Genomic DNA, 23,757 nt, shown 5'->3' with positions numbered 1-23,757 from the left:
GGTGGGTGGCCGGCCTCCATTCTCCGACAGTACGGGCCGGACGGCACCTGCTGCCGCTCGCCCGGGACGGTTACCGTGGACGGGTGCGTGACCCCAACCTCTCCCGCGCCCTGGCCGGCCGACTCTCCCCGCAACGCCGCGCCGCCGACCTGCGTCGCCTCCGCGCCGAGCGGTTCGACGTGCTGGTCATCGGCGGTGGTGTCACCGGGGCGGGGGCTGCTCTCGACGCCGCCTCCCGAGGGCTCAAGGTGGCCCTGGTCGAGGCCCGTGATCATGCCGCCGGCACCTCCAGCCGGTCCAGCAAGCTGATCCACGGTGGCCTGCGCTACCTGGAGCAGCTGGAGTTCGGGCTGGTGCACGAGGCACTCACCGAGCGCGGCCTGCTCGCCACCCGGCTGGCTCCGCACCTGGTCCGGCCGGTGCCGATCCTGGTGCCGCTGCCCGGCGAGCCGGGTGCCCGCGGACTGCCCGCCCGTGCCTGGCGACGGGCGTACTACGGGTTGGGTGTCGCGGCGTACGACGCCTTCGCCGGCCTGCTCGGCGGTGACCGGGGGATGCCGCTGCACCGCCATCTGAGCCGGGAGGGCGCCCGGCGGCTCTTCCCGAGCCTGCGCGCCGACGCCCTGGCCGGCGCGATCCGCTACCACGACGGGCAGGTCGACGACGCCCGGCTGGTGGTCACCCTGGCCCGCACCGCCGCCAGCCTCGGCGCGACCGTGGTCACCAGCGCCCGCGCGGTCGGGCTGATCCGGCAGGCCCGGGAGGTCACCGGGGTCCGGGTCCGGGACCTGGAGGCACCCAACGGCGCGGGCGCCGAGTTCGAGGTACGCGCCCGCACGGTCATCGCCGCCACCGGTGTGTGGAGCGACGACCTGTCCCGGATGCTCGACGACGTCGGGGTACGGCCCGGGATCCGGGTCCGGGCCTCCAAGGGGGTGCACCTGGTGGTGCCCCGCTCGGCGATCACCGGGGAGACCGGGCTGATCCTGCGCACCCCCACCTCGGTGCTCTTCGTCATCCCGTGGGGTGGGCACTGGATCATCGGCACCACCGACACCGACTGGCGGCTCGACCGGTCCCACCCGGCGGCCTCCGCGCGGGACATCGCGTACCTGTTGGACCAGGTCAACACGGTGCTGGAACGGCCGCTGACCACCGCCGACATCGAGGGCGTCTACGCCGGGCTGCGCCCGCTGCTGGCCGGCGAGGCGGACAGCACCTCCAAGCTCTCCCGGGAGCACGCCGTCTTCGAGCCGATGCTGGGGCTGCTGGTGGTCGCCGGGGGCAAGTACACGACGTACCGGGTGATGGCCGCCGACGTGGTGGACCAGGCCGCCCGCCGGCTCGGCGGGGTACGCCGGTCGCGCACCGCCGACCTGCCGTTGCTCGGCGCGGACGGGTACGCGGCGATGTGGCGGGACCGGGCCGACCTGGCCCGCCGGCACGGCATGCCGGTCGGGGTGCTGGAGCACCTGCTGGAGCGGTACGGCACCCTCACCCTGGAGCTGCTCGCCCTGATCGACGCCGATCCGCTGCTCGGTTCCCCGCTGGCCGGGGCCCCGGAGTACCTCGCCGCCGAGGTGACGTACGCGGCCCGCGCCGAGGGCGCCCTGCACCTGGAGGACGTGCTGACCCGGCGTACCCGGATCTCGTTCGAGACCACCCACCGCGGCCTGGAGTCGGCCGAGCACACGGCCGAGCTGATGGGCGCGGTGCTGGGCTGGGACGCCGCGACCCGGGCCCGCGAGGTCGACCACTACCGGGCCCGGGTGGCGGCGGAGCGGCAGTCGCAGACCATGCCGGACGACGCTACCGCCGACGCGGCCCGGCTCGGCGCGCCCGACGTGCGGGGCTTCGCCGCCGACCGGGGTACCGACGGCGATCCGGCCGAACTCCCGTCCGCCCGCTGACCGGGGCCCCGCCGCTGACCGGGGCCCCGCCGCTGACCGGGGCTCTGCTGCTGGCCGGGCCCGGGTGGCCGTTGTCCGGGATCGGGTGGTCGCCGACCGGGTCAGAGGACCTTGCCGGGGTTGAGCAGGCCGGTGGGGTCGAGCGCGGCCTTCACCGCCTGGTGCACCCGGACGCCGACCGGGCCGATCTCCCGGGCCAGCCAGTCCCGTTTGAGCAGGCCGACGCCGTGCTCGCCGGTGCAGGTGCCGCCGAGCGCCAGCCCCAGCCGCATGATCTCGTCGAAGGCCCGTCGGCTGCGCTCGACGCTCGCCGGGTCGGCCCGGTCCACCACGATGTTCGGGTGCATGTTGCCGTCACCGGCGTGCCCGACCACCCCGATCGGCACGGCGCACTCGGCGGCGATCCGGGCCACCCCGTCCAGCAGCTCCGCCAGCGCGCCGCGCGGCACCGCCACGTCGTCGATGATCAAGCCGCCGTTGCCCTCCGGGTACGTCTGCGCGGCGTACCGTTCCATCGCCGCGTGGGCCAGCCGCCGGGCCTGGAGCAGGGCCGCCGCCTCGACCGCGTCGGTGGCCGAGTACACCTCGGCGGCCCCGGCGGCCGTGCAGACCTCGGCGATCCGGGCCAGGTCGTCCGCGGCCCGGGAGCCGGTGTCGACGGCGGCCAGCAGCAACGCCTGCGCGTCGGTACGCAACCCCATCGGTTGGTACGCCTCGATGGCCCGCAGGTGGATCTGGTCGAGCAGCTCCAGCAGGCTCGGGGTGAGCCCGTCGGCGGCGATCCGGGCCACCGCCGTACCCGCCGCGGCCGTGGAGTCGAAGACCGCGACCAGGGTCAGCGACTCCTGCGGGGCCGGCCGCAGCGCCACGGTCACCTCGGTGATCACCCCGAGGGTGCCCTCCGAGCCGACGAAGAGCCGGGTCAGGTCGTACCCGGCGACGCCCTTGGCGGTCCGGCGGCCGGTGCGCAGCACCTCACCGGAGGCGAGCACCACCTCCAGGCCGAGGACGTACTCGCCGGTCACGCCGTACTTGACGCAGCACATCCCACCGGCGTTGGTGGCCACGTTGCCGCCGATGGTGGACGACTCCCACGATCCGGGGTCGGGCGGGTAGTAGAGGCCCTGCCGGGCCACCGCGCCGGCCAGCGTGGCGTTGACCACTCCCGGCTGCACCACGGCGATCCGGGCCACCGGGTCGATCTCGCGGATCTCGGTCATCGCGGCCGTGCTCAACAGCACCGCGCCGTCGACGGCGTTCGCCGCCCCGGCCAGCCCGGTCCGGGCCCCCTGCGGCACCACCGGTACGCCGTGCCGCGCGGCGGCGCGCAGCACCGCCACCACCTCCCCGGTGTCCCGCGGCCGGACCACCACCAGGGGCGTACCGGCCGGACAGAGGTCCGCCTCGTCGCGCTGGTGGGTCCGCAGCAGGTCCGGGTCGGTCAACACCGCGTCGGTGCCGAGGGCGGCGCGCAGCTCGTCCAGCAGGGGGGTTCCGGCCATGCCGGGAAGGCTAACCGCCCCTCGGCGCTTCGCCCACGCCCTGATCACCTCCGGTGGTCCGAAGCGGTACGGCTCCACCGGCTAGATTCGACGCCGTGGTGTATCTGGACCGGCCGGCCTGGCCCTGGCGGGGGCGGCTGTGGTCGCATCTGATCAGCGACGTCTCCCTGGCCGAGCTGCACGTTTTCGCCGAGATGCTCGGCGCGCCCCGGCGGGCCTTCGACCGGGACCACTACGACATCCCGGCCGAACGGTTCGAGATGGCGGTCTGGCTGGGCGCCCGGGTGCTGCCCAGCCGGGAACTGGTCCGGCTGCTCCGCGAATCGGGTCTGCGTCGACCGAAGCACCTGGTCAGGAGTTCCGCACCCACCCGGCTACCTACACTCACCCCCGTAGGATGACGAGTTCCCGGTTCAGGTTCGCCCGGGCGCGGTGCTCCCAGTGCCGGGCCGGCTCCGGCAGCCGGTACCGGGTGGGCAGGGCGAGCAGGGCGGTCAGCACCCGGGTCCGGCCGGCCCGGAACGCCGGGTCGGGGACGTGGGCGTACTCCCGGCGGATCCGGGCGGCGTACCGGTCGTACTCCGGTGGTGGGGCCGCCAGGATCGCCAGGTCGGCGTCGCAGAGCAGAGCGCCGTCGCGGTCGCCGGCGGCGACCGTGTGCCCGGCGGTGAGCAGCACCAGCCGGCGTACCTCGGCCACCGCCGCCGACGGCAACCCGACCTCGGTCAGCAGGGTGCCGGCCAGCGCGGCGCTGTCGCGTTCGTTGGTGTCACCGGGGGCGCGCGGGTCGTAGACCGCGTCGTGGCACCAGGCGGCCAGCCGTACCAGGTCGGGGTGCCCGGCGTGGTCCGCGTACCGGTCGACCACGTCGAGGACGGCGCTCAGGTGCCCGACGGTGTGGTAGTGCCGGTGCGGTTCCCGCCAGCGGGCCAGTAACCGGTCGCCCGCGGCGGTCAGCTCGGCGGTGTCCGGCGCGCCGGCACCGCGGGCCGCCGCCCGCCACCGCTGGATCAGGTCTCCCACGACTGCGAGTCTGCCCCACCGGCACCGCGGGCGAGGATTCGCCGGCAACAACGCGGGTAGTCCCCGCCGTGGCCCGTAACCGAGGAATATCGTGGCTGTGGCGGGTGCCCGCCGAGGGCATGCCGGACGCCGACTCGGACCGGATCGCCAAGGCGATGTCCCACCTGAAGCACCAGGGGCACACCACCCTGCGCGACCGGTGGCACCGGTTGCGCGCCACCTCGATCCTCGCCTTCCAGGCCGGGCTGGCCGCCGCGCTCTCCTGGCTGATCGCCCACGAGCTGCTGGGCAACGCGGAACCGGTCTTCGCCCCCATCTCGGCGGTCGGCACCCTGGCCGCCTCGGTCGGGCAACGGCTGCGCCGTACCTTCGAGGTGATCCTCGGGGTGGGCTTCGGAGTGGCCGTCGGTGACCTGTTGATCTACCTGCTCGGTACCGGTGCCTGGCAGCTCGGCCTGATCGTCACCCTGGCCATCCTGGTGACCATCTTCTTCGGCGGTTCGGTGGCGGTGGTGATCCAGGCCGCCGCGACCGCGGTACTGATCGTCACGCTCAGCCCGTCCGGGGCGGACCTGGAGATCCCCCGGTTCGTCGACGCCCTGGTCGGCGGCGGAACCGCGTTGCTGGTGACCGCCCTGCTGTTGCCGCTCAACCCGCTACGGGTGATCAACCGGGCCGCCCGGCCGGCGCTCGACCTGCTCGCCGACCAGTTGGACCGGACCGCCGACGCGCTGCGCGAACGCAACAGCGACGCCGCCCACGCCGCCCTGGAGCGGCTCCGGGACAACAAGGCGGAGTTGACCGACTTCGTCGACGCGATCGACGGCGCCAAGGAGACCATCACGATCTCGCCGGCCCGCTGGCACCGGCGCAACGAGCTGACCCACTACGCCGAGGCGGCGGATCCGATCGACCGGGCGATGCGCAACAGCGGCACCCTGATCCGCCGGTCGGTGACGCTTATCGAGGACGAGGAGGCGGTGCCGGAACCGATGCCGGACGCGGTGGGGCACCTGGCCGATTCGGTACGTCTGCTCAAGCACGAGTTCGCCGTCGGAGAGGAGCCGCAGCGGGCCCGGGAGCGTTCGCTACGGGCGGTCAGCGAGGCCGGCCGGGCGTACGCGATGGGGGTCGGCTTTTCCGGCAGCGTGGTGATCGCCCAGGTCCGGACCACCGCCAGTGACCTGCTGGTGGCCTCCGGCGTGGAGCAGCAGGAGGCCAACCGGCTGGTCCGGGAGGCCTTCGGTGAGCCCGAGGCGGCCAGCGGCCCGGCCGAGGGCAGGCCCGCGCCGGCCCCGCCCACCGCGCCGCCGCTGGGGTGAGCCGGATGCGGTGGAGCCGAATGCGGCCGGCCGGTCCGGCGCGGGATGGTTACCCTGACCGCATGGCCGTCACCCCGCCTTCGTCGACTCCACCCGGGTGGTCCGCCGCCCCCCAGTCGGCTCCGCCGGGTTTGTCCGGCCCGCAGTCGGCTCCGCCGGGTTGGTCCGGCCCGCAGTCGGCTCCGCCGGGTGGTGGGCCGCCGTCGGGCTGGTCGCCGGGCACCCCGCCGGGGGACGCCGGGTCGATGCCCCGCCGCCGGTTGGGCTGGCGACGGTTCCTGGTCCTGGCCGGGGTGGTGTTGCTGATCGCCGCGTGCGCGCTGTTCATGGTGATCACGCTGGGGGCCAGCCTGGGCGCGGAGGCGCTGCTGATCGGTCTGGTGGCGGCGATCCTGCCGGTGCCGGTGCTGGTCGCCTGCTTCCTCTGGCTGGACCGGTACGAGCCGGAACCGCTCAAGTACCTGATCTTCTGCTTCGCCTGGGGCGCGTTCGTCTCCACCGCTGCCTCGCTGACGGTGAACGAGTTCTTCGCCGCCCGGTTCGCCGACTGGGGCCTGCCGGCCGCGCTGACCGCCGTGCTGGTGGCACCCTTCATCGAGGAGCTGACCAAGGCGTTGGGGCCGATCCTGCTGCTGGTCTTCCGGCGGCGGGAGTGGTCCGGGATCACCGACGGGCTGGTCTACTGCGGGCTCTCCGCGGTCGGCTTCGCGATGGTGGAGAACATCCTCTACCTCGGCGGGTACGGCTATGCCACCGGCGTCGACGAGTACGGCCCGGCCACCGGCGCGCAGCAGGTGATCGCCATCTTCATCGTCCGGATCCTGCTCTTCGGCTTCGCCCATCCGCTGTTCACCTCGATGACCGGTGTCGGGCTGGGCATCGCCGCCCGGACGGCCGACCGGCGGGTCCGGTTCCTGGCCCCGGCCGCCGGTCTGCTGCTGGCGATGATGCTGCACGGCGCCTGGAACCTGCTGCCCACGTTGGGTGCGGCCGTCGGGCGGCCGGCGATCGCGTTGTTCGGCTTCGTCGGCGTGATGTTCCCGATCTTCTTCGCCATGGTCGGGGTGGCCGTCTGGGTGCGTGCCTGGGAGGGCCGGCTGACCGAGCGCACGCTGCCGGACTACGTGCGGGCCGGCTGGCTCACCCCGCCCGAGGTGGCCGCGCTGGGCAGTCTGGGCCGCCGGCACGCGGCCCGTTCCTGGGCCCGTCGGGTGGCCGGTGACGGCGGGGTACGAGCCATGCGGGGATACCAGTTCGCCGCCACCCGGCTGGCCCTGCTGCGGGACGGCATGCGGCGCGGGCTGGACGTCAAACCGGCCGACCGGGAACGCACCGCCCAGGAGGAGCGGGAACTGCTCGACTCGATCGCCCGGTACCGGTCGTTCTTCGTCGGTCGGGATCCGCAGGCCCCGGTCGGCCTCTGGGACGGCGACCGCTACCACCTGCGGTTCCCGGACGGCTCACAGCGGGCGGTGGCCGCTCCGGACGAGCCGGTGGTGCCGATCCCGGTGGTGCTGACCCCGCCCCCGGTCCACCACGGCTACGGCGGCCATCCGGGTTACGGCGTTCACCAAGGTCACGGCGGTGCCCCGGGTTACGGCGGCGGTCACCCGGGGCACGGTGGGCACCCCGGCTGGTACCGGTGACGGTGGGCCGGGACCGTCAGGTCATCAGGCCGGTGAGGAAGTCGCCGAGGCCCTGGGCCATCGCCACCAGGGCCACCCCGATCGACTTGAACATCTGCGCCGCCGCCTCCGGGCGGAAGGCCATGAAGTAGATCAGGAACGCGAGACTTCCCCAGGCCAGCACTCTCTTGATGACTACCGGCATCGTCCCTCCCCAGGGCCGGCGGATGAGCCTGGCTTCCCAGCGGAGCACGAAGCAAACGGCGCGAGGGCGCGGGCGCGTGGCGAACAACGCCCGGCACGGGCGCGGGGACCATCGGGCGCCCGTGGACGGGCGCGGGGATCAACGGGCGCCCGTGGACGGGCGCGGGCGGGTCAGAGGTACAGGCCGGTGGAGTTCTCCTCGACCCGCTCGGCGGCCACCGCGTGTACGTCGCGTTCGCGCAGCAGGACGTACGCCCGGCCGTGCAACTCGACCTCGGAACGGTCGTCGGGGTCGAAGAGCACCCGGTCGCCGGCGACGATCGAGCGTACGTGCGGCCCGACGCCGACCGCGGTGGCCCAGGCCAGCCGCTTGCCCACGGCGGCGGTCGCCGGGATGACGATGCCGGCGCTGGACCGCCGCTCGCCGTCGGCACCCTCCGTCCGGACCAGCACCCGGTCGTGCAGCAGTCGGATCGGCAGGCCGGTGTCGAGGTTCGGGTCCGAGGTCACGTCGCAGACGGTACCGTGCCGCGCGATACCGGGCCGGCGGGCCTGCGGGGTTACGGTTCACCTCGGGTTGGGCACTGTGTGGCTCACCTGCCCTACGGTGGCCCTGGCGGACGTACCCTGTCTGCCTGTCGTCGGGGGCTGCCCGAACCACCTGCCCGAACCATCCTGCCCGAACCACTGCCCAGGAGGTGCGCTTGAGCCGCTTCGAGCGGATACGCGGGCGGCTGCGCCGCGCGTACGAGTCGGGTCGGGAGTCGATCCGTGCCGCGCGTACCCCCTCTCCTGATCTTCCCGACGAGGCGGAGGTGGCCTCGCCGACCTCGCCCGGTCCGGTGGCCTCGCCCGCCACGACGGTGGTCGGCGCGTCGCCGCCGGCGGCCTCCACCGTCAGCCGGGACGACGAGGACGTGCCGAAGGGGCTGCGGATCGCCGCCGCCTGGTCGTGGCGGCTCATCGTCATCGGCGTCGTGCTCTGGGCGTTGATCCGGATCGTCGGCCAGGTCCGGATCGTGATCATTCCGTTGGCGATCGCGTTGCTGCTCTCGGCGCTGCTCGCGCCGGCCGTCGGCTGGCTGTTGCGGGCCCGGGTGCCCCGGTCGTTGGCCACGGCGGTGGTGCTGGTCGGTGGCCTGGCCGGGGTGGTCGGCACGCTGACCCTGGTGGTCAACGAGTTCATCAAGGGGGTGCCGGAGCTGAGCGAGAAGTCGTCGCAGGGGGTCCGGCAGATCCAGGACTGGCTGCGGGACGGGCCGCTGCACCTCTCCGACGGGCAACTCAACCGGTACATCGAGGAGGCCCAGAGCTGGGTCAACCAGAACACCAGCTCGTTGACGAGCGGTGCGCTGGCCACGGCCGCCACCGTGGTCGAGATGCTGACCGGCGCGCTGCTGGTGCTCTTCGCGATGTTCTTCTTCCTGCGCGACGGCAACAAGATCTGGCGGTTCCTGGTCCGGCTGCTGCCGGTCGCCGCCCGGTGGAAGGTCGACGACGCCGGCAGGGCCTCCTGGGAGACCCTGGTGGCCTACGTGCGGGCCACCGTGCTGGTGGCCTTCATCGACGCGGTGGGCATCGGCATCTTCCTGGTCGCCTTCGACATCCCGTTCGCCTTCCCGCTGACCGCGCTGGTGTTCCTGGGCGCGTTCATCCCGATCGTCGGTGCCACCCTCTCCGGGGCGGTCGCCGTCCTGGTGGCGCTGGTCGACAGCGGTCCGGTGACCGCGTTGATCATCTTGGCCGCGGTGATCGGCGTGCAGCAGGTGGAGGGCAACGTCCTCCAGCCGCTGATCATGGGCCGGGCGGTCTCCATCCACCCGCTCCCGGTGGTCATCGCGGTGACCGCCGGGGTGGTGCTGGCCGGCATCGTCGGCGCGCTGGTGGCGGTGCCGTTGATCGCGGTGCTCAACACCGCCGTGCGCCGGCTCGCCGCCCGACGGGTGCCGGACACCCCGCCGGACGCCGTGGTGGTGGCCTCCCAGGCCCCCTGACCGTCCGCTGACCCGCTCCCGACACAGCGGGGGCGGGTCAGCTCTTGGCCAGCCGCTCCAGCGCCCCCTGGGCCACCTCGGGCCGGGTGGTGTACCAGAACGGCGGCAGCGACCGGCGCAGGAAGGGCCCGTAGCCCCGGGCCGTCTCCAGCCGGGAGTCGAGCACCGCGACCACCCCCCGGTCGCCGGTGGCCCGGATCAGCCGGCCCACCCCCTGGGCCAACCGGACCGCCGCGATCGGCACGCTCACCGCCGCGAATCCGGAACCGCCGCCGGCGTCCACGGCGGCGGCCCGCGCCGCGGCGAGCGGCTCGTCGGGGCGGGGGAAGGGCAGCCGGTCGATCACCACCAGCTGGCAGGAGTCGCCGGGCACGTCCACGCCCTGCCAGAGCGACATCACCCCGAACAGGCAGCTCTCCCGTTCCTGCCGGAACCGGCGGACCAGCAGCGGCAGCGCCTCCTCGCCCTGCAGCAGCACCGGCAGGTCGGTCTGCGCCCGCAGCAGCTCCGCGGCCTGCTGCGCGGCCCGTCGCGACGAGAACAACCCGAGGGTACGACCACCGAGCGCCCGCACCAGCGTGAGCAGCTCCGCGCCGGCCGCCTCGGGCAGCCCGGAGACGCTGGGCCGGGGCAGGTGCGCGGCGACGTAGAGGATGCCCTGCCGGGCGTAGTCGAACGGGGAACCCACGTCGAGCGAGCGCCACCCCGGACCCTCGGTCACCGGGGTGACCGCCGCAGCGGAGCCCCACCCGTCCGGCGCGGCCGGAGCGCCCCGGGACTGCCGACCGTCGGTGGTGCGGGCCAACGCGGTGGCGGCCGGGCTGGGGGGCGCCGGGGGTGACGTCTCCAGCCCCAACGCGCGGGCCACCGTGTCGAACCGGCCGCCCAGCGCCAGGGTGGCGGAGGTGGCGACCACGGTGCGCTCGTCGTACAGGTGGGTGGCGAGGGTGCCGGCGACGGAGAGCGGGGCGACCACCAGCGCCCGCCGCGAGCCCTGGTCGTGCTTCTCCACCCAGGCCACGTCGTGCTCGGCCTCCTCCAGCAGCCGCTGCGCGGTGCCGGAGAGCTCGTCGAGCACCGCCTTGACCTGCTGTTTGCGCACCGGGTCCGGGTCGTCGGCCTTGACGTCGCCGAGCGCCTCCAGGGCGCTGCGGGTGGCCGCGTCGAGCAGCGTGCACGCCTCACGCAGCGCGGCCGGCAGCCCGCCGGTCAGCCGCCCGGCCGGGGTCTCACCGAGCCCGACCGCCAGCGCGTCGCCGGCCTCGGTCAACGCCTCGGCGGTCTCCGGCTTGAGCAGCGGCCGGGCCCGCCGGCCGGAGCGGTCGATCAACTCCGGGGTCAGCTCCGCCTGGGCGGCCGAGGAGACCCGGTCGGCCAGCTCGTGCGCCTCGTCCACGATGAGCAGCTTGTGCGGCGGCACGATGTGCCGGCCGGCCAGCATGTCCACGGCGAGCAGGCTGTGGTTGGTGACCACGATGTCGGCCTCCCGGGCCCGGGCCCGGGACGCCTCGGCGAAACACTCGTCGCCGAAGGGGCAGCGGGCCGCGCCGACACACTCCCGCGCCGGCATCGACACCAGCCGCCAGGCCTGGTCGTCCACGCCGGGGTCCAGCTCGTCGCGGTCGCCGGTGTCGGACTCCATCGCCCAGTCGCGCAGCCGCTGGATCTGCTTGCCGAGGCGACCCGCCTCACCCAACCACTTCGTCCCGCCACCGGGCCGTTCCGCCGGGGCGTCGAAGAGGGTGTCGGTGGGCTCGTCCTCGGTCGAGTTGTCCAACCGGGCCAGGCAGAGGTAGTGGTGCCGGCCCTTGAGCACGGCGAAGGTCGGCCGGCGACCCAGCAACGGGGTGACCGCGTCGGCCAGCCGGGGCAGGTCGTGCTCGACGAGCTGGGACTGCAGGGCCAGGGTGGCGGTGGAGACCACCACCGGCCCGTCCACGGTCAACGCCGGGGCGAGGTACGCCAGGGACTTGCCGGTGCCGGTGCCGGCCTGCACCAGCAGGTGCTCACCGGTGTCGACGCTGGCGGCGATCGCCTCGGCCATCTGCTGCTGACCCGGGCGGGCGGCCCCGCCGGGCACCGCGCCGACGGCGGCGGCGAGCAGGTCCGGGCCACTTACCCGGTTGCCCCGGCGACGGGAGCCCCGACCCCTCGCGGTGGCGGATCCGGTGGCGGCGGGGGGCGGAGTCACGATGCGACCGTACCGGTCGGCACCGACACCGGTCGCGTCAGTCCGGGTGTGGGCGGGTCACCGTACGGCATCAACGGGTGACCTGAACCGCACTGTCCGGTTGTTTTCGGCAAGCGACTCCTGGGTGGTTATCGGCTAGGGTGGGGACTCATGCCGAGTGACGTCGTCCGTGTGATCTACCGCAAGTACGACGGCACCATGCACCGGGACTACCCGGCCCGCCGGCTGGCCGAGGACGACCTCGGCGTCTGGGTGGGCGTGACCGCCGGCACCGAGTCGATCTACCACGGCCGCCCCTCCGTCGAGCAGATCCCGTTCGTCCTGTTGGTGCCCCACCACGCCTGGTGGACCGGGATGTTCAACCCGCAGCCGCGCACCAGCGAGGTCTACTGCGACATCGCCACCCCGGCCCGCTGGGAGGCCGACCACACCGTCCACCTGGTCGACCTGGACCTCGACGTGGTGCGCCGGCGGAGCACCGGGCTGGTCGAGTTGCGCGACGAGGACGAGTTCGCCGAGCACCGGGAGCGCTTCGGCTACCCCGACGACCTGGTGACCGAGGCCGAGGCGGCGGCGCGGTGGCTGCTCGGCGCGCTCGGCGACGGCACCGAGCCGTTCGCCACGGCGTACCGGAAATGGTTGGCCCTGGTGGTCTGAGGCCCGCCGGCCCCGCCTTCGCCCGCACCGGTCGCCGGGGGTGCGACGGTGGGTCATGATCGCAGGATGAGCGCACCTGTCGGATCGCAGATCCTGCCCCCTGTCGGCGCGAGCATGCGTGAGCTGCTGCGGGTCGCACCGGCCGCGACGCCGGTGGACCTCGCCACGATCGACGCCCGGTCCACCCCCGGGCTGCCCGGCGTGGCGGTGACCGGCGCGGACCGCAAGGGGTGGGCCCGCGGGCAGGTCCGGCAGGTCGGCGCGGAGCTGGCCCGGCAGCAGGAGATGCTCTTCGCCACGGCGGCTGCCCAGGCGCGGACCGCCGGGCTGCCGGCCGAGGCCGGTCCGGGCCGGCGGGTGCTGCTGGTGTTGCAGGCGATGGACTGCGGCGGCAAGGACGGCACGATCAAGCGGGTCGCCGGCGCGATGAACCCGCTCGGCCTGCACATCCGGTCCTTCGGGGCACCCACCGACGAGGAGCTGCGGCACGACTTCCTCTGGCGCATCCGCCGGGCGCTGCCGCCGCCCGGGTACGTCGGGGTGTTCAACCGGTCACACTACGAGGACGTGCTGATCGCCCGGGTGGAGTCGCTTGTCGACGAGGCGACCTGGCGGACCCGGTACGACGAGATCAACGCCTTCGAGCGGGAGCTGGCCGCTGACGGGGTGAGCATCGTGAAGGTGATGCTGCACATCTCCCACGCCGAGCAGGGTGAGCGGCTCATGCAGCGGCTGACCGACCCGCGCAAGCACTGGAAGTACCAGCCGGCCGACGTCGACGCCCGGGCCCGCTGGGACGACTACCAGGCCGCGTACGCCGAGGCGTTGCGCCGGTGCGGCACGGAGGCAGCGCCCTGGTTCGTGGTGCCGGCGGACCGCAAGTGGTACCGGGACTGGGCGGTGGCCCACCTGCTCCGGGAGACGTTCGCGGAGCTGCCCCTGGGGTATCCGGCGGCGGACTTCGACGTGGCCCGGGAACGCCAGCGGCTGGCGGGGGAGCTGGCGGCGGCTCCGCAGCCTAGATGAACGGCAGGTGAACGGCCAATGAATGGCATCTGATCAGGGGTGGGCCGGCGTAGACCTCGATCGGTGGCCTCCTAGCATCTCCACTTGCAGGCACCCCTGCGGACGCCGGCCACCCCTATCACCCGACACGACGAGGTCCGTGCTGTGAAGTTTTCCTTCCGCCCGAACGAGGGCGCCTTCTACGAGCTCTTCACCAGGGCGGCGCAGAACCTGGTGAAGGGCACCGAGCTGCTCAACGAGCTGGCCCTGCCGGGGGTGGAGGTGCAGTCGGTGAGCGAGCGGCTCACCGAGGTCGAGCACGACAGCGACCAGATCACCCACGACCTCTACAAGAAGATCAACTCGACGTTCGTCACCCCGTTCGACCGGGAGGACATCTACCGCCTCGGGTCGCTGCTCGACGACGTGATGGACCACCTGGAGGCGGTCGGCAACCTGCTCTACCTCTACGGCCTCACCCAGCTGCCCTCGCTGCCCCGGGAGATGCACGAGCTGGTCAACGTCCTCGACCAGCAGGCGAAGCTGACCGCCGACGCGATGCCGCGGCTGAAGGCGATGAAGGACCTGGAGGACTACTGGATCGAGTGCAACCGGCTGGAGAACGAGGGTGACCAGGCGTACCGGATGCTGTTGGTCCGGCTCTTCTCCGGCGAGTACGACGCGCTGACGGTGCTCAAGATGAAGGAGGTCGCCGACGAGCTGGAGGCCGCCTGCGACGCCTTCGAGCACGTGGCGAACACCGTCGAGACCATCGCGGTCAAGGAGTCCTGAGCCCCGTGAGTCCCGAACTCATCGCCGTGCTGGCGGTGATCGGGGTGGCCCTGGTGTTCGACTACACCAACGGCTTCCACGACGCCGCCAACGCGATCGCGACAAGCATCTCCACCCGGGCGCTCACCCCCCGGGTCGCACTGGCCATGGCCGCGGTCGGCAACTTCATCGGCGCGCACTTCGGCGCGGAGGTGGCCAAGACCGTCGGTAGCGGGCTGGTCAGCCTCCCCACCGGCCGGGCCAGCCTCGGCATCGTCTTCGCCGGGGTGATCGGCGCGATCGTCTGGAACCTGATCACCTGGTACTTCGGCTTGCCCTCGTCCTCCTCGCACGCGCTGATCGGCGGCCTGGTCGGGGCCACCATCGCCGCCTCCGGCACGGTCCTCTGGGACGGCATCGGCCGGGACGTCATCATCCCGATGGTGCTCTCCCCGATGGTCGGCTTCGTGCTCGGCTACATCGCGATGATCGCCGTCCTGTGGATCTTCCGGAAGGGGCAGCCGGCCAAGCTGAACCGCGGCTTCCGCTGGGCGCAGACCGCCTCGGCCGCCGCGATGTCGGTAGGCCACGGCATGCAGGACGCCGCCAAGACCATCGGCATCGTGGTGCTCGCCCTCTTCGTCGGCGGGTACCAGGACGACCCGAGCCACATCCCCGAGTGGGCGTTCTGGACCTCGGCGGCGGTGCTGGCCGCCGGCACGTACGCCGGTGGGTGGCGGATCATCCGGACCCTCGGCCGCAAGATCATCGACCTGCGTCCGCCGGAGGGCTTCGCCGCCGAGACCGTCGCCAGCGGCGTGCTCTACTTCAACGCCCTGGTGCTCGGCGCACCGATCTCCACCACCCACACCATCACCTCGGCCATCATGGGCGTGGGCGCCACCAAGCGGCTCTCCGCCGTCCGGTGGGGCGTGGCCGGCAACATCGTCGGCGCCTGGATCCTCACCTTCCCGGCCGCCGGCAGCATCGGCGCCCTGATGTACTTCGCCGTCCGCCCCCTCTTCAGCTGACGGGTGCAAGGAAGGGCCCCTTGTTAACGCTTTCGGTAGAGAGGGGTTCCCCTCTCACGCCGGCCCGTTAACAAGGGGCCCTTCCTTACGGTGGTCTGCCCGGGCGGTGGTCAGCCTGGGGGTGGGGTGGTCAGCGGTAGGTGACGCCGATCTGGGCGCGGACGGCGTCCAGCAGGCCCATCACCTCCAGCGTGGTCGAGTGCGGGACCAGTGGGCTCTCGGTCAGCCCTTCGGCGAGGCAGCGCTGCACCTCGGCCGCCTCGTCCTGGTAGCCCGACCCGACGTGCTCGGCGACGATGGTCTCCGGCTCGGCCCCGGCCCGGTGCACGGTCACCGTGCCGGGCCGGAAGAACGGGTCGGCCAGCTCGATCCGGCCGGTGGTCCCGCCGATCACCGCGTTCGCCGGGGTGTGTCCGAGGATGCCGCAGCCCAGCGTGGCGACCGCGCCGTTGTCGTAGCCGAAGACGATGCCGGTGTTCTCGTCCACCCCCTCCGGGCTGATCTTCGCCCAGGAACGGATGTGCTGCGGCACGCCGAGCAGCAGGTGCGCCAGGCTCACCGGGTACACCCCCAGGTCGAGCAGGGCCCCACCACCGAGGGCCCGGGCCCGCATCCGGCTCTCCGGCGGGAACGGCCCGGCGACCCCGAAATCGGCCCGCACGGTGGTCAGCTCCCCGATCGCGCCGTCGGCGACCAGCTCACACACTCGGCGTACGACCGGATTGCAGCGCATCCACATCGCCTCCATGAGGAAGATCCCCTTGGCGCGGGCGGTCTCGACCAGCTCGGTGCTGTCGGCCAGGTCGAGGGTGAACGGCTTCTCCACCAGCACCGCCCGGCCCGCGTCGAGACAGATCGTGGTGGCCTCGTGGTGGGCGGAGTGCGGGGTGGCGACGTACACCACGTCCAGGTCGTCGTCCGCGGCGAGTTCGGCCCAGGAGCCGTACGCCCGCCCGATGTCGTGCGTCCGCGCGAAGGTCTCGGCGCTGGCGGTGCTGCGCGAGCCGACCGCGACCAGTTCGGCCCCCGGCACCAGTTTCAGGTCGGCGGCGAAGCGGGCGGCGATGTTTCCGGTGGCGAGAATGCCCCAACGTGTCATGCCGCGACGCTAGCCCAGGTCACGGTAGCGCTCCCAGCGGCACCGAGAAGGATCTGCCCGCAGAACCGAACCCCCTAGCAGCGACTTGCCCCTTTTGCGGCATGGCTGCCTCGTCGCACCCCCCCGCCGCACTCGCTCCGTACCCGATCGGGTCTAGATCTTGGACACTTACCGTCCAAATAGAACGGTAAGCGTCCAAGATTCACTTGGGGTCCCGCGTCGGCGGGTGGGGGACGCTTGGTGGGTGGGGGACTGCCGGCCTTTAGGCTCGCGTCATGATCTCCGATCGTGACAGCTCCGCCGGCCCGCCGTTGAGCTTCGCCGCCCCGGCGAGGCTGATCGAGCACGCGCGGCGGTTCCGTGCCGAGGGGGGCGTGCCGGCCGTACCCCGGGTCGCCGCGACGGTGCTGCTGCTGCGGGAGGCCGTCGCCGGTTTCGAGGTGTACCTGATCCGCCGGGTCGCCGCGATGACCTTCGGCGGGATGTACGCCTTCCCCGGCGGCGGCGTCGACCCGTCGGACGCGCAGACGCATCCCGGCTGGGCTGGCCCCACCCCCGAACAGTGGGGTCGACGGCTGGCGCTGCCCGCCCAGGCGGCCCGTGCGGTGGTCTGCGCCGCCGCCCGAGAGGTCTTCGAGGAGGCGGGGGTCCTGCTCGCCGGCCCGACCCCGACCAGCGCTGTCACCGGCACGCCGGTCGACGGTGCCGGGCTGGTCGGTGGTGCGCGGGCTGTCGGGGCGGGGCTGGTCGGTGGTGCGCCGGCCGCCGTGGTCGGTGACGTCAGTGGTGACGACTGGGAGGCCGACCGGGTCGCCCTGGAGCAGCGTCGTACCGGGTTCGCCGAGTTCCTGCGCGGTCGGGGCCTGACGCTCCGGTCGGACCTGCTGCTGCCGTGGAGCCGGTGGGTCACCCCGGAGTTCGAGCCGCGCCGCTTCGACACGTACTTCTTCGTGGCGTTGTTGCCGCCGGGACAGCGGACTCGGGACGTCTCCGGCGAGGCCGACCACACGCTGTGGTTGCCGCCGGCCGAGGCGGTCCGCCGGGCCGACGCCGGGGAGCTGACCATGCTCCCCCCGACCCGGGTGACGCTCGCTGAGGTCGCGGCGTCGGCAGACCTACCCCATCTGGTACGTGCCGCGACCGGTCGCGACCCGGCCACCCCGGTCATGCCCCGCCTGGTCGACCTGGACGGCGAGACGCCCCGCTTCCTGCTCGGCTGAGCGCCGCCACCGCACTCGGAGACCGGCCTCAGGGCCCGCTCCGGCGGGCCCCCGACCGGTGGTCCCGACCCTGATCGGAGCGCTGCTGCCGGGGGACACCCTCGAAACCCGGCGGTGGGCTGACCGGCGGCTGCCGAAAGTCCCGGCTTGCCGGTGCGACGCTCAGTGCGGCGTACTCGGCGGTGGCCGCCGTCGTCGTCGGAGGCGGCGTGGCGGGTTCGGGCTGTGCGCCGGTCATGGCGTCGATGCACTCCCGTACGTACCGGTTCAGCTCCTGGTGCTGGTGCCGGAACAGTTCCGGCGCGGCGGTGCGCTGGAACCGTGCGCGGAGTAGATCGTGAGGCGAATATCGGAAATCGCGGGGGTCCACGCTCACATCGTGAGTGTGCTTGTCGAGTGCGTCGAGGGCTGCCACGACGTGCCGCATCTGCACCGCCTCCCGGCGGACGTCCGCCGGCAACCCGTCGAAGTCCCGCCGGACGTCATCGGCGAGCACTTCCCGCAACCTGCCGAGGTCACGCCTGATCCGATCTTCCTCGCTCGACGACTCGTTCTCCCCAGGCACAGCCCGTTCTCCCTCACCGCTGGTCTACTTCCCGCTCGCTCTACGTACGCGGACCGGTTCCGGTTCGCCCCATGCGGCTTCACGTTCGGCGTGGCCCGAATGGATTCGTGAGCAGTCGACTGACCCAGAGCCGAGGTGATGTTCTAGAATCGAACACATGGGGTTGGGGGAGCGGATCGCGGAGGCACGGGCAGAGTCCGGGCTGACCCAGGCTCAGCTGGCTGCGGCCGTTGGCCTGGCCCGGAGCGCGCTTGCGAAGATCGAGAACGGGATGCGGGGAGTGTCCGCAGTCGAATTGGTCGGAATCGCCAGGGAACTGCGGCGTCGCGTGGAGTGGTTCGTCGACCCAGGGCCGCCCGCTATCGTCTCCTACCGTGCCGGCAGGTCTGGACTGGCCACCCAGTCTGTCGACGACGAGTTGGACCGGCTCGCCCGGGACGTCGAGTTCGTCGCCGGCGAGGTGCCCGAACTCGTCGCGGCGCAGCCGGCGGCACTGCCGACGCCCACCTCGATGGCGGCTGCGGACGAGTTGGCCGTCCGGGCGCGTACGCTGCTGAAGCTCGGCTCCGATGAGCCCGCGCAGAAGCTGTCCCAGCTGGTCACCGAGGTGGGGTTGCTGCCCTTCGCGGTGCCGTTGGGTGAGGGAGCCGACGCGGGAACTGTGCTCCTGCGAACCGGCGGGGTGAGTGTCGTCAACGGCGATCTGCGGGTCGGTCGACGTCGGCTCGCGCTCGCTCACGAGCTGGGCCACTACCTGATCGCGGACCCGTACACCACGGACTGGCGGGTGGCCACGGCCGAGGCCGACGCGCTGGAGGCCCGCCTGGATCGCTTCGCCCGCGCCCTTCTTCTCCCCGAGAGTGATCTCCGAGGGCGATGGGCGCATTGGACCGACAACGCCGACGAGACGTTGCGGGATGCGGCGGTCCGCGCTGGGAGCCACTATCAGGTGGACATGGCGACCCTCGCCCGACGGCTGGAGGAACTCGGTCTCGTCGACGGGGCGCAGGCCAACAACGTCCGGCAGGCTCGCACGAAGAAGGCCGACATCGTCGAGAAGAACCTGGTCGTCGCCCGCGAGTTGGAGCCCGTGGCGCTGCCCCGGAGTTATGAGCAAGCAGTCCTGCGGCTGTATCGAAGTGAGACCGTGACTGTCGACCGCGCACTCAGCCTGCTGCTGGGCACCTTCGACGAGGACGCGCTGCCCGACCGGCCGCCGCTGTCCGACGCCGAGATCTGGGCCGTCACCTCGTGACCGACGACCGCCCCGTCTATGTTCTCGACACCGGTCCACTGAGCCACTTCGCCAAGAGCCAGTGGCTCAACATACTCAAGGTCGTGCTTCGAGACGCACGGGTGGTGATTCCCGATGTCGTCGAAGCCGAGTTGCGAAACGGCGTCGTGCAACACGGGTACTTGTCAAGCGTCCTGGACGCCGACTGGATCGAGGTCGTCCCGCTCAACAGTACGGATCAGTTGACCGCATTCACCTACTACGAACGGCGCCTCGTCGGATCCGACGGGCGGAACATAGGTGAATGTGGCGTGCTGGCATTGGCCGAGACGCTGTCCGGCGCGGTGGCCGTTGTCGACGACCGGGTGGCGGTGAACGCTGCCAAGAGTCGGAAAGTTGAGATCCGCCGCACGCTGGGACTGTTATGTGACGCGATACGCCAAAAGCTGCTCACGGTGCCGCTGGTCTCAGCGGTCGCCGACGACCTCTTGGAGAACTCGTACCGGTTGCCATTCGGTCCGGGCGGTTTCGCCAGGTGGGCCGAAGAGAATGGGCTGACGTCACCTGGTGAGCTTCCACCACCGACCTGATTTGCCGGAAGACCGGCTGACTCGGACAGCGCCCTTCTGGTGGTTCGGTATGACGGGTTTGGCTAGGAGGACTCGTCGGGCTCGGGTTGGGGGCGGTGTTCGGCCGCCCACTGCTCGATGTCCTCGGTACGCCAGATGCGACCGGCCTTCAGCGTCGCCGACGGTTCGGGGAAGTCCCGGCGCTTGCTGAGCACCTCCACCCACTGCCGGGACACGCCGAGGTACTCCGCGATCTCAGCGGCACCCATCACGCGCAGCAGTGGATGACGAGGCACGTCGACGACCATCTCAGGCGCCCGGTAGTCAACCCCCATAGTGGAGTTGACTAACCGAGGGTAGTCACACTTTCGCCGTGGGTTGGAGAAGGGTGGCTCGGCATGGATGAGCACGGTGGTACTGACGACCGGGAAGGTCGGCAGGCACCTCGGCGGACGAGCGAAGAGCAGTCCCGGAAGCGGCGGCTGGAAGCCGAGGACGAGCGGGCTCGGGAGATCATCGAGCGGCAGCTCTGGCCGACCTCCGACGATGACGGCTGAGGCTGCCTGTGATGCCTACGTCCTTCGGGCTCACGGTTCTTCGTCGGGGTTCTCGTCGAGTTTCCACGGCTGGTGCTCGGCGATCCAGCGTTCCACGTCTTCCGTCAACCAGATCGCCCCACCGGTCAAGCGTTCGTACGGTGCTGGAAAGTCGGGTCGTGCGACGAGTTGGAGTACGCGGGTGCGAGAGACACCCAGGCGCTCACGAAGCTCCTGTGCGCCGTACAGTCTTCTTCTTCGATGGCCCATGGTCGGACGATAGGCGGTGGGTACGTCGATGCCAGCCGGGCTCACTTCCTGACAAGACCCCGGCACCGGGCATCGGTCAGTCCGCCTGGTGGGGTCGGTGCTCCCGGATCCAGCGGTCGACGTCGGCTCGCCGCCAGATGCGCAACCGCCCGTTGGCCACCGTCGCCACCGGGTCGGGGAAGCCCTTCCGGTTGGTGATCTCGGTCGTTCGGGTCCGAGACAGGTCGCCAAGCATCCTCGCGATGTCCGACAGGGCAACCAGGTCCACGGCCGGTGCCTCCTCAGGGGTGTCGGGTCGGGCTCAGCCCGCAGGCTGGCTGCTCTCCTTGACGTACACCCCGGCACCGGGCAGCGACTCGGTGAGCCCGTTCATCTTGAGGATGAGGAAGACCCGGTCGGCGACGAAGCTGGAGACCTCGTACTCCGTGCACAGCTCAGCCCGGCTGGGCAGTCGGGACCCGGGCGGGAACTCCCCGGATTCGATCCGTCGAGTCAGGTCGTCGGCAACGCGTTGGTAGGCGTACTGCGGTGGCACTGGTTGTTCCTCTCACGGTCGGCAGTGAGAGTGAACCATCCATGGAGAGAGCTTGACTAGCAATAGATAGCCATGGCAGGTTGGTTCCAGTCCTCACGGTCGGCAAACCAATGAGGACTCAAAGTAGGCGCTCCGGCTACGAGAACCGAAGCTTCCGTGGCCGGAGCTGCCCTTCACCACACGTCTCGGAAGGTGGAAACGTGAGACAGGTTCTCGGGTGGTTGACCCGCCGTCGTCCCGCTCGGCATCGACGGGGTGTCGCCCCTGGCCGGCCCGACAGCGCCGCCGGGACCACCGGGGCCGTGTACCGGTCGCGGAACTGCGTACCGCTGCTGCCGACGCAGGTGCGGCAGTGGCGCTTCGGGCGTACCCGGTTCGGTCGACGCGGGTTGGACCCGGCGGAGGTGCGGCGCTTCGTGGACCGGGTCGCGGGCGAGCTGGCCGCCGCGCAGGAGGCGGCCGAGCGGGCGCGCGGTGAGGCGTACCAGGTCAAGGAGGCGCTGCGGCGCTGGCAGTCGGAGCAGACCCGGTGGTGCGACCGGTACGCCCTCTACCGGTGACCGGCGAACCGGTGGCCGGCGATGGACGAGGCGGTGGCGGCGTGATCGAGGGTGAGCTGCGGGAGTTGCCGATCGGGCGGCGGGTGGCGCAGTGGCGGATCCGGCGGCGGCTGACCCAGCAGATGCTCGCCGACCGGCTCGGTAAGTCGAAGAGCTGGGTGGACAAGGTGGAGCGGGGGATCCGCACCCTCGACCGGTACTCGGTCATCCAGGATCTGGGCCGGGTGCTGCGGGTCGACCCGGTGCTGCTGCTCGGTCGCCCCGAGCCGCCGACCGTGACTCCCGCCGCCGACGGCGTGGAGGAGGTACGCGCCGCGCTCGCCCGGTACGACAGCGCTCCGGCCGTTCGGCCGGCACCGACCGCCGCCGAGCTGGACCGGCAGGTGGCCCACGCCTGGCTGGCCTACCAGCACGCGCACTATCCGCAGCTGTTGCGGACGCTGCCGGCGTTGCTGGACACGGTCCGGCCGGTCCGGGCCGAGCCGGCGGGGGAGGTGTACCGGGTGACGGCGGCGGTGCTGGTGAAACTCGGCGCGGCCGAGTTGGCCTGGTTGGCCGCCGACCGGGCGATGACGATGGCCGCCGGTGACCCCCTGCGCGCCGCCGTCGCGGCGATCCCGCTCGGCGCGGCGCTGCGGGCCCTCGGCCGGGGCCGGTTGGCGCTCGCCGCGACGGTGGCCGCCGCCGACGCGCTGCCCGGCACCGAACTCTGGTCACCGTCCGGTGCCGAGCTGTCGGTACGCGGAACGCTGCTGGTCGAGGGGGCCTTCGCCGCTGCCAACTGCGGTGACCGGTCCCGCGCCGAGGAGCTGCTCGACCGCGCCGCCCTACTGGCGGAGTGGCGGCGGTTGCCGGCCGAACACCGGGGCGCGTACCTGGTCGACGTGGCGCGGGCGTTCCTGCTGGTCGGTGACGTGCCGGCGGCCGGGCGGACGCTCGTCGAGCTGGACCGGACCGCCCCGGACGAGCTGCGGTCCCGGCCGTTCGCGGGTACGGTGCTCGCCGCCGTACTGCGCGGCGGTGCGGTGCCGGCGGAGGTGTTGCGGCTGGCTCAGCGGTTGCCGTCGATCAGGTAGGCGACCTGGCGGGCCACCCCGACGGCGTGGTCGGCGAAGCGTTCGTAGTAGCGGCCGAGCATCGCCACGTCGACGGCAGCGGGGATGCCGTACGGCCAGTCGTCGGTGAGCACGGTGAAGAGCGAGCGTTGCAGCGCGTCCAGCTCGTCGTCGTCCAGGCCGGTCTGGATCGCGTCCACCCGGTCCCGGGTCGCCATCACCAGGGCGGCCTTGTCGGCAAGCCGGGCCGCCGCGTCGGCCATCGCCACGAAGGTGGGGCGCACCTGGGCCGGCAGGACCGGGTCCGGGTACCGGCTGAGGGCCACCCCGGCGATGTGCCCGGCGAGCACCCCCATCCGGCGCATGTCCCCGTTCATCCGCAGCCCGGCCACGAGCAGCCGCAGGTCGGAGGCGACCGGTTGGCGGCGGGCCAGCACCGCCGGCACCCAGCTCTCGATCCGGTCGTGCAGTCCGCGGGCGGCGGCCACCTCGGCGCGTACCGCCCGTGCGGCCTCGGCGTCGGCCTCCAGCAGGGCCCGGCTCGCCGACCGGATCACCGGACACAGCTCCCGCCCGGCCACCGCCAACATTCCTGCCAACTGGTCGAAGTCTGCCAGGTGCGTGTACCGGCTCATGCCCCCAAGGGTAGGCAACGATCCACGAGGTCCCGTATCGACGAGCGGCCCGCGCCGCGCCGGGAGACCTGGGCGAGAGAGCCGGGCGGGAGAGCCGGGAGCGCCGGGCGGGAGAGCCGGAAGCGCCGGGCCGGGCACACGCGTCAGTACGTTCATGTTCCTGACATTTCGTCCTCAGTTGCCGGCCACCTGGGCCGGGGGACCTGTTCACCTGCGGTTCACCAAGTGCCGGGAATCCGGCTAC

Annotated in this window: 26 protein-coding genes; 15 read left to right on the top strand and 11 right to left on the bottom strand. The window is 72.4% G+C overall.

Going from position 1 to position 23,757, the window contains the following annotated elements:
• The first annotated feature begins 83 nt into the window (after positions 1-83).
• Positions 84-1,910, top strand: coding sequence for a glycerol-3-phosphate dehydrogenase/oxidase (locus tag GA0070617_RS26860; protein ID WP_091447521.1), 1,827 nt, complete (start codon positions 84-86; stop codon positions 1,908-1,910).
• 101 nt (positions 1,911-2,011) lie between these two features.
• On the opposite strand, the gene GA0070617_RS26855 is transcribed toward GA0070617_RS26860, so the two are convergent.
• Positions 2,012-3,412 (bottom strand): FAD-binding oxidoreductase, encoded by a 1,401-nt coding sequence (locus GA0070617_RS26855; protein WP_091444680.1) that lies wholly within the window; start codon positions 3,410-3,412, stop codon positions 2,012-2,014.
• A gap of 95 nt (positions 3,413-3,507) precedes the next feature.
• Here GA0070617_RS26855 and GA0070617_RS26850 point away from each other — a divergent pair, with 95 nt between their 5' ends.
• Positions 3,508-3,813, top strand: a complete 306-nt coding sequence (locus GA0070617_RS26850) for a DUF4031 domain-containing protein (RefSeq protein WP_091444676.1) — start codon at positions 3,508-3,510, stop codon at positions 3,811-3,813.
• Here the strand turns inward: GA0070617_RS26850 and GA0070617_RS26845 are convergent.
• A complete protein-coding gene (locus GA0070617_RS26845; RefSeq protein ID WP_091444672.1) occupies positions 3,797-4,435 on the bottom strand; it encodes an HD domain-containing protein in 639 nt (212 codons plus the stop codon). The genes GA0070617_RS26850 and GA0070617_RS26845 overlap by 17 nt on opposite strands.
• Positions 4,436-4,554: 119 nt before the next feature.
• Here GA0070617_RS26845 and GA0070617_RS26840 point away from each other — a divergent pair, with 119 nt between their 5' ends.
• Both GA0070617_RS26840 and GA0070617_RS26835 read left to right on the top strand, forming a co-directional pair.
• On the top strand, positions 4,555-5,757 hold the full coding sequence (locus GA0070617_RS26840; protein WP_091447517.1) for an FUSC family protein: 1,203 nt from the start codon (positions 4,555-4,557) through the stop codon (positions 5,755-5,757).
• Between the two features lie 20 nt (positions 5,758-5,777).
• The gene (locus GA0070617_RS26835; RefSeq protein WP_373868371.1) at positions 5,778-7,403 is read left to right on the top strand and encodes a PrsW family intramembrane metalloprotease; all 1,626 of its coding nucleotides are present in this window, start codon (positions 5,778-5,780) and stop codon (positions 7,401-7,403) included.
• Positions 7,404-7,419: 16 nt separating this feature from the next.
• Here GA0070617_RS26835 and GA0070617_RS30850 read toward each other — a convergent pair whose 3' ends face one another.
• Positions 7,420-7,587 carry a hypothetical protein gene (locus tag GA0070617_RS30850; protein WP_175440666.1) on the bottom strand — a complete coding sequence of 56 codons (168 nt, stop codon included), beginning with the start codon at positions 7,585-7,587 and terminating at the stop codon, positions 7,420-7,422.
• 170 nt (positions 7,588-7,757) lie between these two features.
• Positions 7,758-8,096 carry a GroES family chaperonin gene (locus GA0070617_RS26825; RefSeq protein WP_091444662.1) on the bottom strand — a complete coding sequence of 113 codons (339 nt, stop codon included), beginning with the start codon at positions 8,094-8,096 and terminating at the stop codon, positions 7,758-7,760.
• A gap of 125 nt (positions 8,097-8,221) precedes the next feature.
• Here GA0070617_RS26825 and GA0070617_RS26820 point away from each other — a divergent pair, with 125 nt between their 5' ends.
• The gene (locus GA0070617_RS26820; protein WP_308472684.1) at positions 8,222-9,580 is read left to right on the top strand and encodes an AI-2E family transporter; all 1,359 of its coding nucleotides are present in this window, start codon (positions 8,222-8,224) and stop codon (positions 9,578-9,580) included.
• 37 nt (positions 9,581-9,617) lie between these two features.
• Here the strand turns inward: GA0070617_RS26820 and GA0070617_RS26815 are convergent, their stop codons facing one another.
• The gene (locus tag GA0070617_RS26815) at positions 9,618-11,771 is read right to left on the bottom strand and encodes an ATP-dependent DNA helicase (protein WP_091444655.1); all 2,154 of its coding nucleotides are present in this window, start codon (positions 11,769-11,771) and stop codon (positions 9,618-9,620) included.
• Positions 11,772-11,921: 150 nt separating this feature from the next.
• On the opposite strand from GA0070617_RS26815, the gene GA0070617_RS26810 reads away from it, so the two are divergent.
• From GA0070617_RS26810 to GA0070617_RS26795, 4 genes are all read left to right on the top strand, one after another.
• Positions 11,922-12,428 (top strand): DUF402 domain-containing protein, encoded by a 507-nt coding sequence (locus GA0070617_RS26810; RefSeq protein WP_091444651.1) that lies wholly within the window; start codon positions 11,922-11,924, stop codon positions 12,426-12,428.
• A gap of 66 nt (positions 12,429-12,494) precedes the next feature.
• Complete coding sequence (locus GA0070617_RS26805) at positions 12,495-13,454, top strand: PPK2 family polyphosphate kinase (RefSeq protein WP_229688439.1); 960 nt, start codon at positions 12,495-12,497, stop codon at positions 13,452-13,454.
• 144 nt (positions 13,455-13,598) lie between these two features.
• On the top strand, positions 13,599-14,225 hold the full coding sequence (locus GA0070617_RS26800) for a DUF47 domain-containing protein (RefSeq protein ID WP_091444644.1): 627 nt from the start codon (positions 13,599-13,601) through the stop codon (positions 14,223-14,225).
• Between the two features lie 5 nt (positions 14,226-14,230).
• Positions 14,231-15,235 carry an inorganic phosphate transporter gene (locus GA0070617_RS26795; protein WP_091444641.1) on the top strand — a complete coding sequence of 335 codons (1,005 nt, stop codon included), beginning with the start codon at positions 14,231-14,233 and terminating at the stop codon, positions 15,233-15,235.
• A 130-nt stretch (positions 15,236-15,365) separates the two neighbouring features.
• On the opposite strand, the gene GA0070617_RS26790 is transcribed toward GA0070617_RS26795, so the two are convergent.
• On the bottom strand, positions 15,366-16,334 hold the full coding sequence (locus tag GA0070617_RS26790; RefSeq protein ID WP_091444638.1) for a Gfo/Idh/MocA family protein: 969 nt from the start codon (positions 16,332-16,334) through the stop codon (positions 15,366-15,368).
• A 275-nt stretch (positions 16,335-16,609) separates the two neighbouring features.
• On the opposite strand from GA0070617_RS26790, the gene GA0070617_RS26785 reads away from it, so the two are divergent.
• The gene (locus tag GA0070617_RS26785) at positions 16,610-17,554 is read left to right on the top strand and encodes an NUDIX hydrolase (protein ID WP_091444634.1); all 945 of its coding nucleotides are present in this window, start codon (positions 16,610-16,612) and stop codon (positions 17,552-17,554) included.
• 28 nt (positions 17,555-17,582) lie between these two features.
• Here GA0070617_RS26785 and GA0070617_RS26780 read toward each other — a convergent pair whose 3' ends face one another.
• Complete coding sequence (locus GA0070617_RS26780) at positions 17,583-18,119, bottom strand: hypothetical protein (protein WP_091444632.1); 537 nt, start codon at positions 18,117-18,119, stop codon at positions 17,583-17,585.
• 157 nt (positions 18,120-18,276) lie between these two features.
• Here GA0070617_RS26780 and GA0070617_RS26775 point away from each other — a divergent pair, with 157 nt between their 5' ends.
• Both GA0070617_RS26775 and GA0070617_RS26770 read left to right on the top strand, forming a co-directional pair.
• Positions 18,277-19,374: a helix-turn-helix domain-containing protein gene (locus GA0070617_RS26775; protein ID WP_091444629.1), complete on the top strand. Its 1,098-nt coding sequence runs from the start codon at positions 18,277-18,279 to the stop codon at positions 19,372-19,374.
• Entirely contained in the window at positions 19,371-19,943 is a 573-nt protein-coding gene (locus tag GA0070617_RS26770; protein ID WP_091444626.1) for a PIN domain-containing protein, read from the top strand. Before GA0070617_RS26775 ends, GA0070617_RS26770 begins: the two co-directional genes overlap by 4 nt.
• A 62-nt stretch (positions 19,944-20,005) precedes the next feature.
• On the opposite strand, the gene GA0070617_RS26765 is transcribed toward GA0070617_RS26770, so the two are convergent.
• Positions 20,006-20,218 carry a helix-turn-helix transcriptional regulator gene (locus tag GA0070617_RS26765; protein ID WP_229688438.1) on the bottom strand — a complete coding sequence of 71 codons (213 nt, stop codon included), beginning with the start codon at positions 20,216-20,218 and terminating at the stop codon, positions 20,006-20,008.
• Between the two features lie 102 nt (positions 20,219-20,320).
• Between GA0070617_RS26765 and GA0070617_RS30845 the strand changes: the two genes are divergently transcribed.
• A complete protein-coding gene (locus GA0070617_RS30845) occupies positions 20,321-20,479 on the top strand; it encodes a hypothetical protein (RefSeq protein WP_175440664.1) in 159 nt (52 codons plus the stop codon).
• A 325-nt stretch (positions 20,480-20,804) separates the two neighbouring features.
• Here the strand turns inward: GA0070617_RS30845 and GA0070617_RS26755 are convergent, their stop codons facing one another.
• Together GA0070617_RS26755 and GA0070617_RS26750 are read right to left on the bottom strand one after the other, a co-directional pair.
• Positions 20,805-20,996 (bottom strand): hypothetical protein, encoded by a 192-nt coding sequence (locus GA0070617_RS26755; protein WP_091444623.1) that lies wholly within the window; start codon positions 20,994-20,996, stop codon positions 20,805-20,807.
• A 33-nt stretch (positions 20,997-21,029) separates the two neighbouring features.
• Positions 21,030-21,263: a winged helix-turn-helix domain-containing protein gene (locus GA0070617_RS26750; RefSeq protein WP_091444620.1), complete on the bottom strand. Its 234-nt coding sequence runs from the start codon at positions 21,261-21,263 to the stop codon at positions 21,030-21,032.
• A gap of 221 nt (positions 21,264-21,484) precedes the next feature.
• On the opposite strand from GA0070617_RS26750, the gene GA0070617_RS31865 reads away from it, so the two are divergent.
• The gene (locus GA0070617_RS31865) at positions 21,485-21,823 is read left to right on the top strand and encodes a DivIVA domain-containing protein (RefSeq protein ID WP_373868370.1); all 339 of its coding nucleotides are present in this window, start codon (positions 21,485-21,487) and stop codon (positions 21,821-21,823) included.
• Entirely contained in the window at positions 21,820-22,899 is a 1,080-nt protein-coding gene (locus GA0070617_RS26740) for a helix-turn-helix domain-containing protein (RefSeq protein WP_229688436.1), read from the top strand. Before GA0070617_RS31865 ends, GA0070617_RS26740 begins: the two co-directional genes overlap by 4 nt.
• Here the strand turns inward: GA0070617_RS26740 and GA0070617_RS26735 are convergent.
• Positions 22,875-23,513, bottom strand: a complete 639-nt coding sequence (locus tag GA0070617_RS26735; RefSeq protein WP_091444615.1) for a phosphate signaling complex PhoU family protein — start codon at positions 23,511-23,513, stop codon at positions 22,875-22,877. The two genes, GA0070617_RS26740 and GA0070617_RS26735, sit on opposite strands and share 25 nt — an antisense overlap.
• Positions 23,514-23,757: the final 244 nt, after the last annotated feature.

This window comes from Micromonospora yangpuensis, assembly GCF_900091615.1.
Classification (GTDB): Bacteria; Actinomycetota; Actinomycetes; order Mycobacteriales; family Micromonosporaceae; genus Micromonospora; species Micromonospora yangpuensis.
The sequence above is the reverse complement of the archived record's forward strand: the minus strand, read 5'-3'. Positions and strand labels throughout refer to the sequence as shown.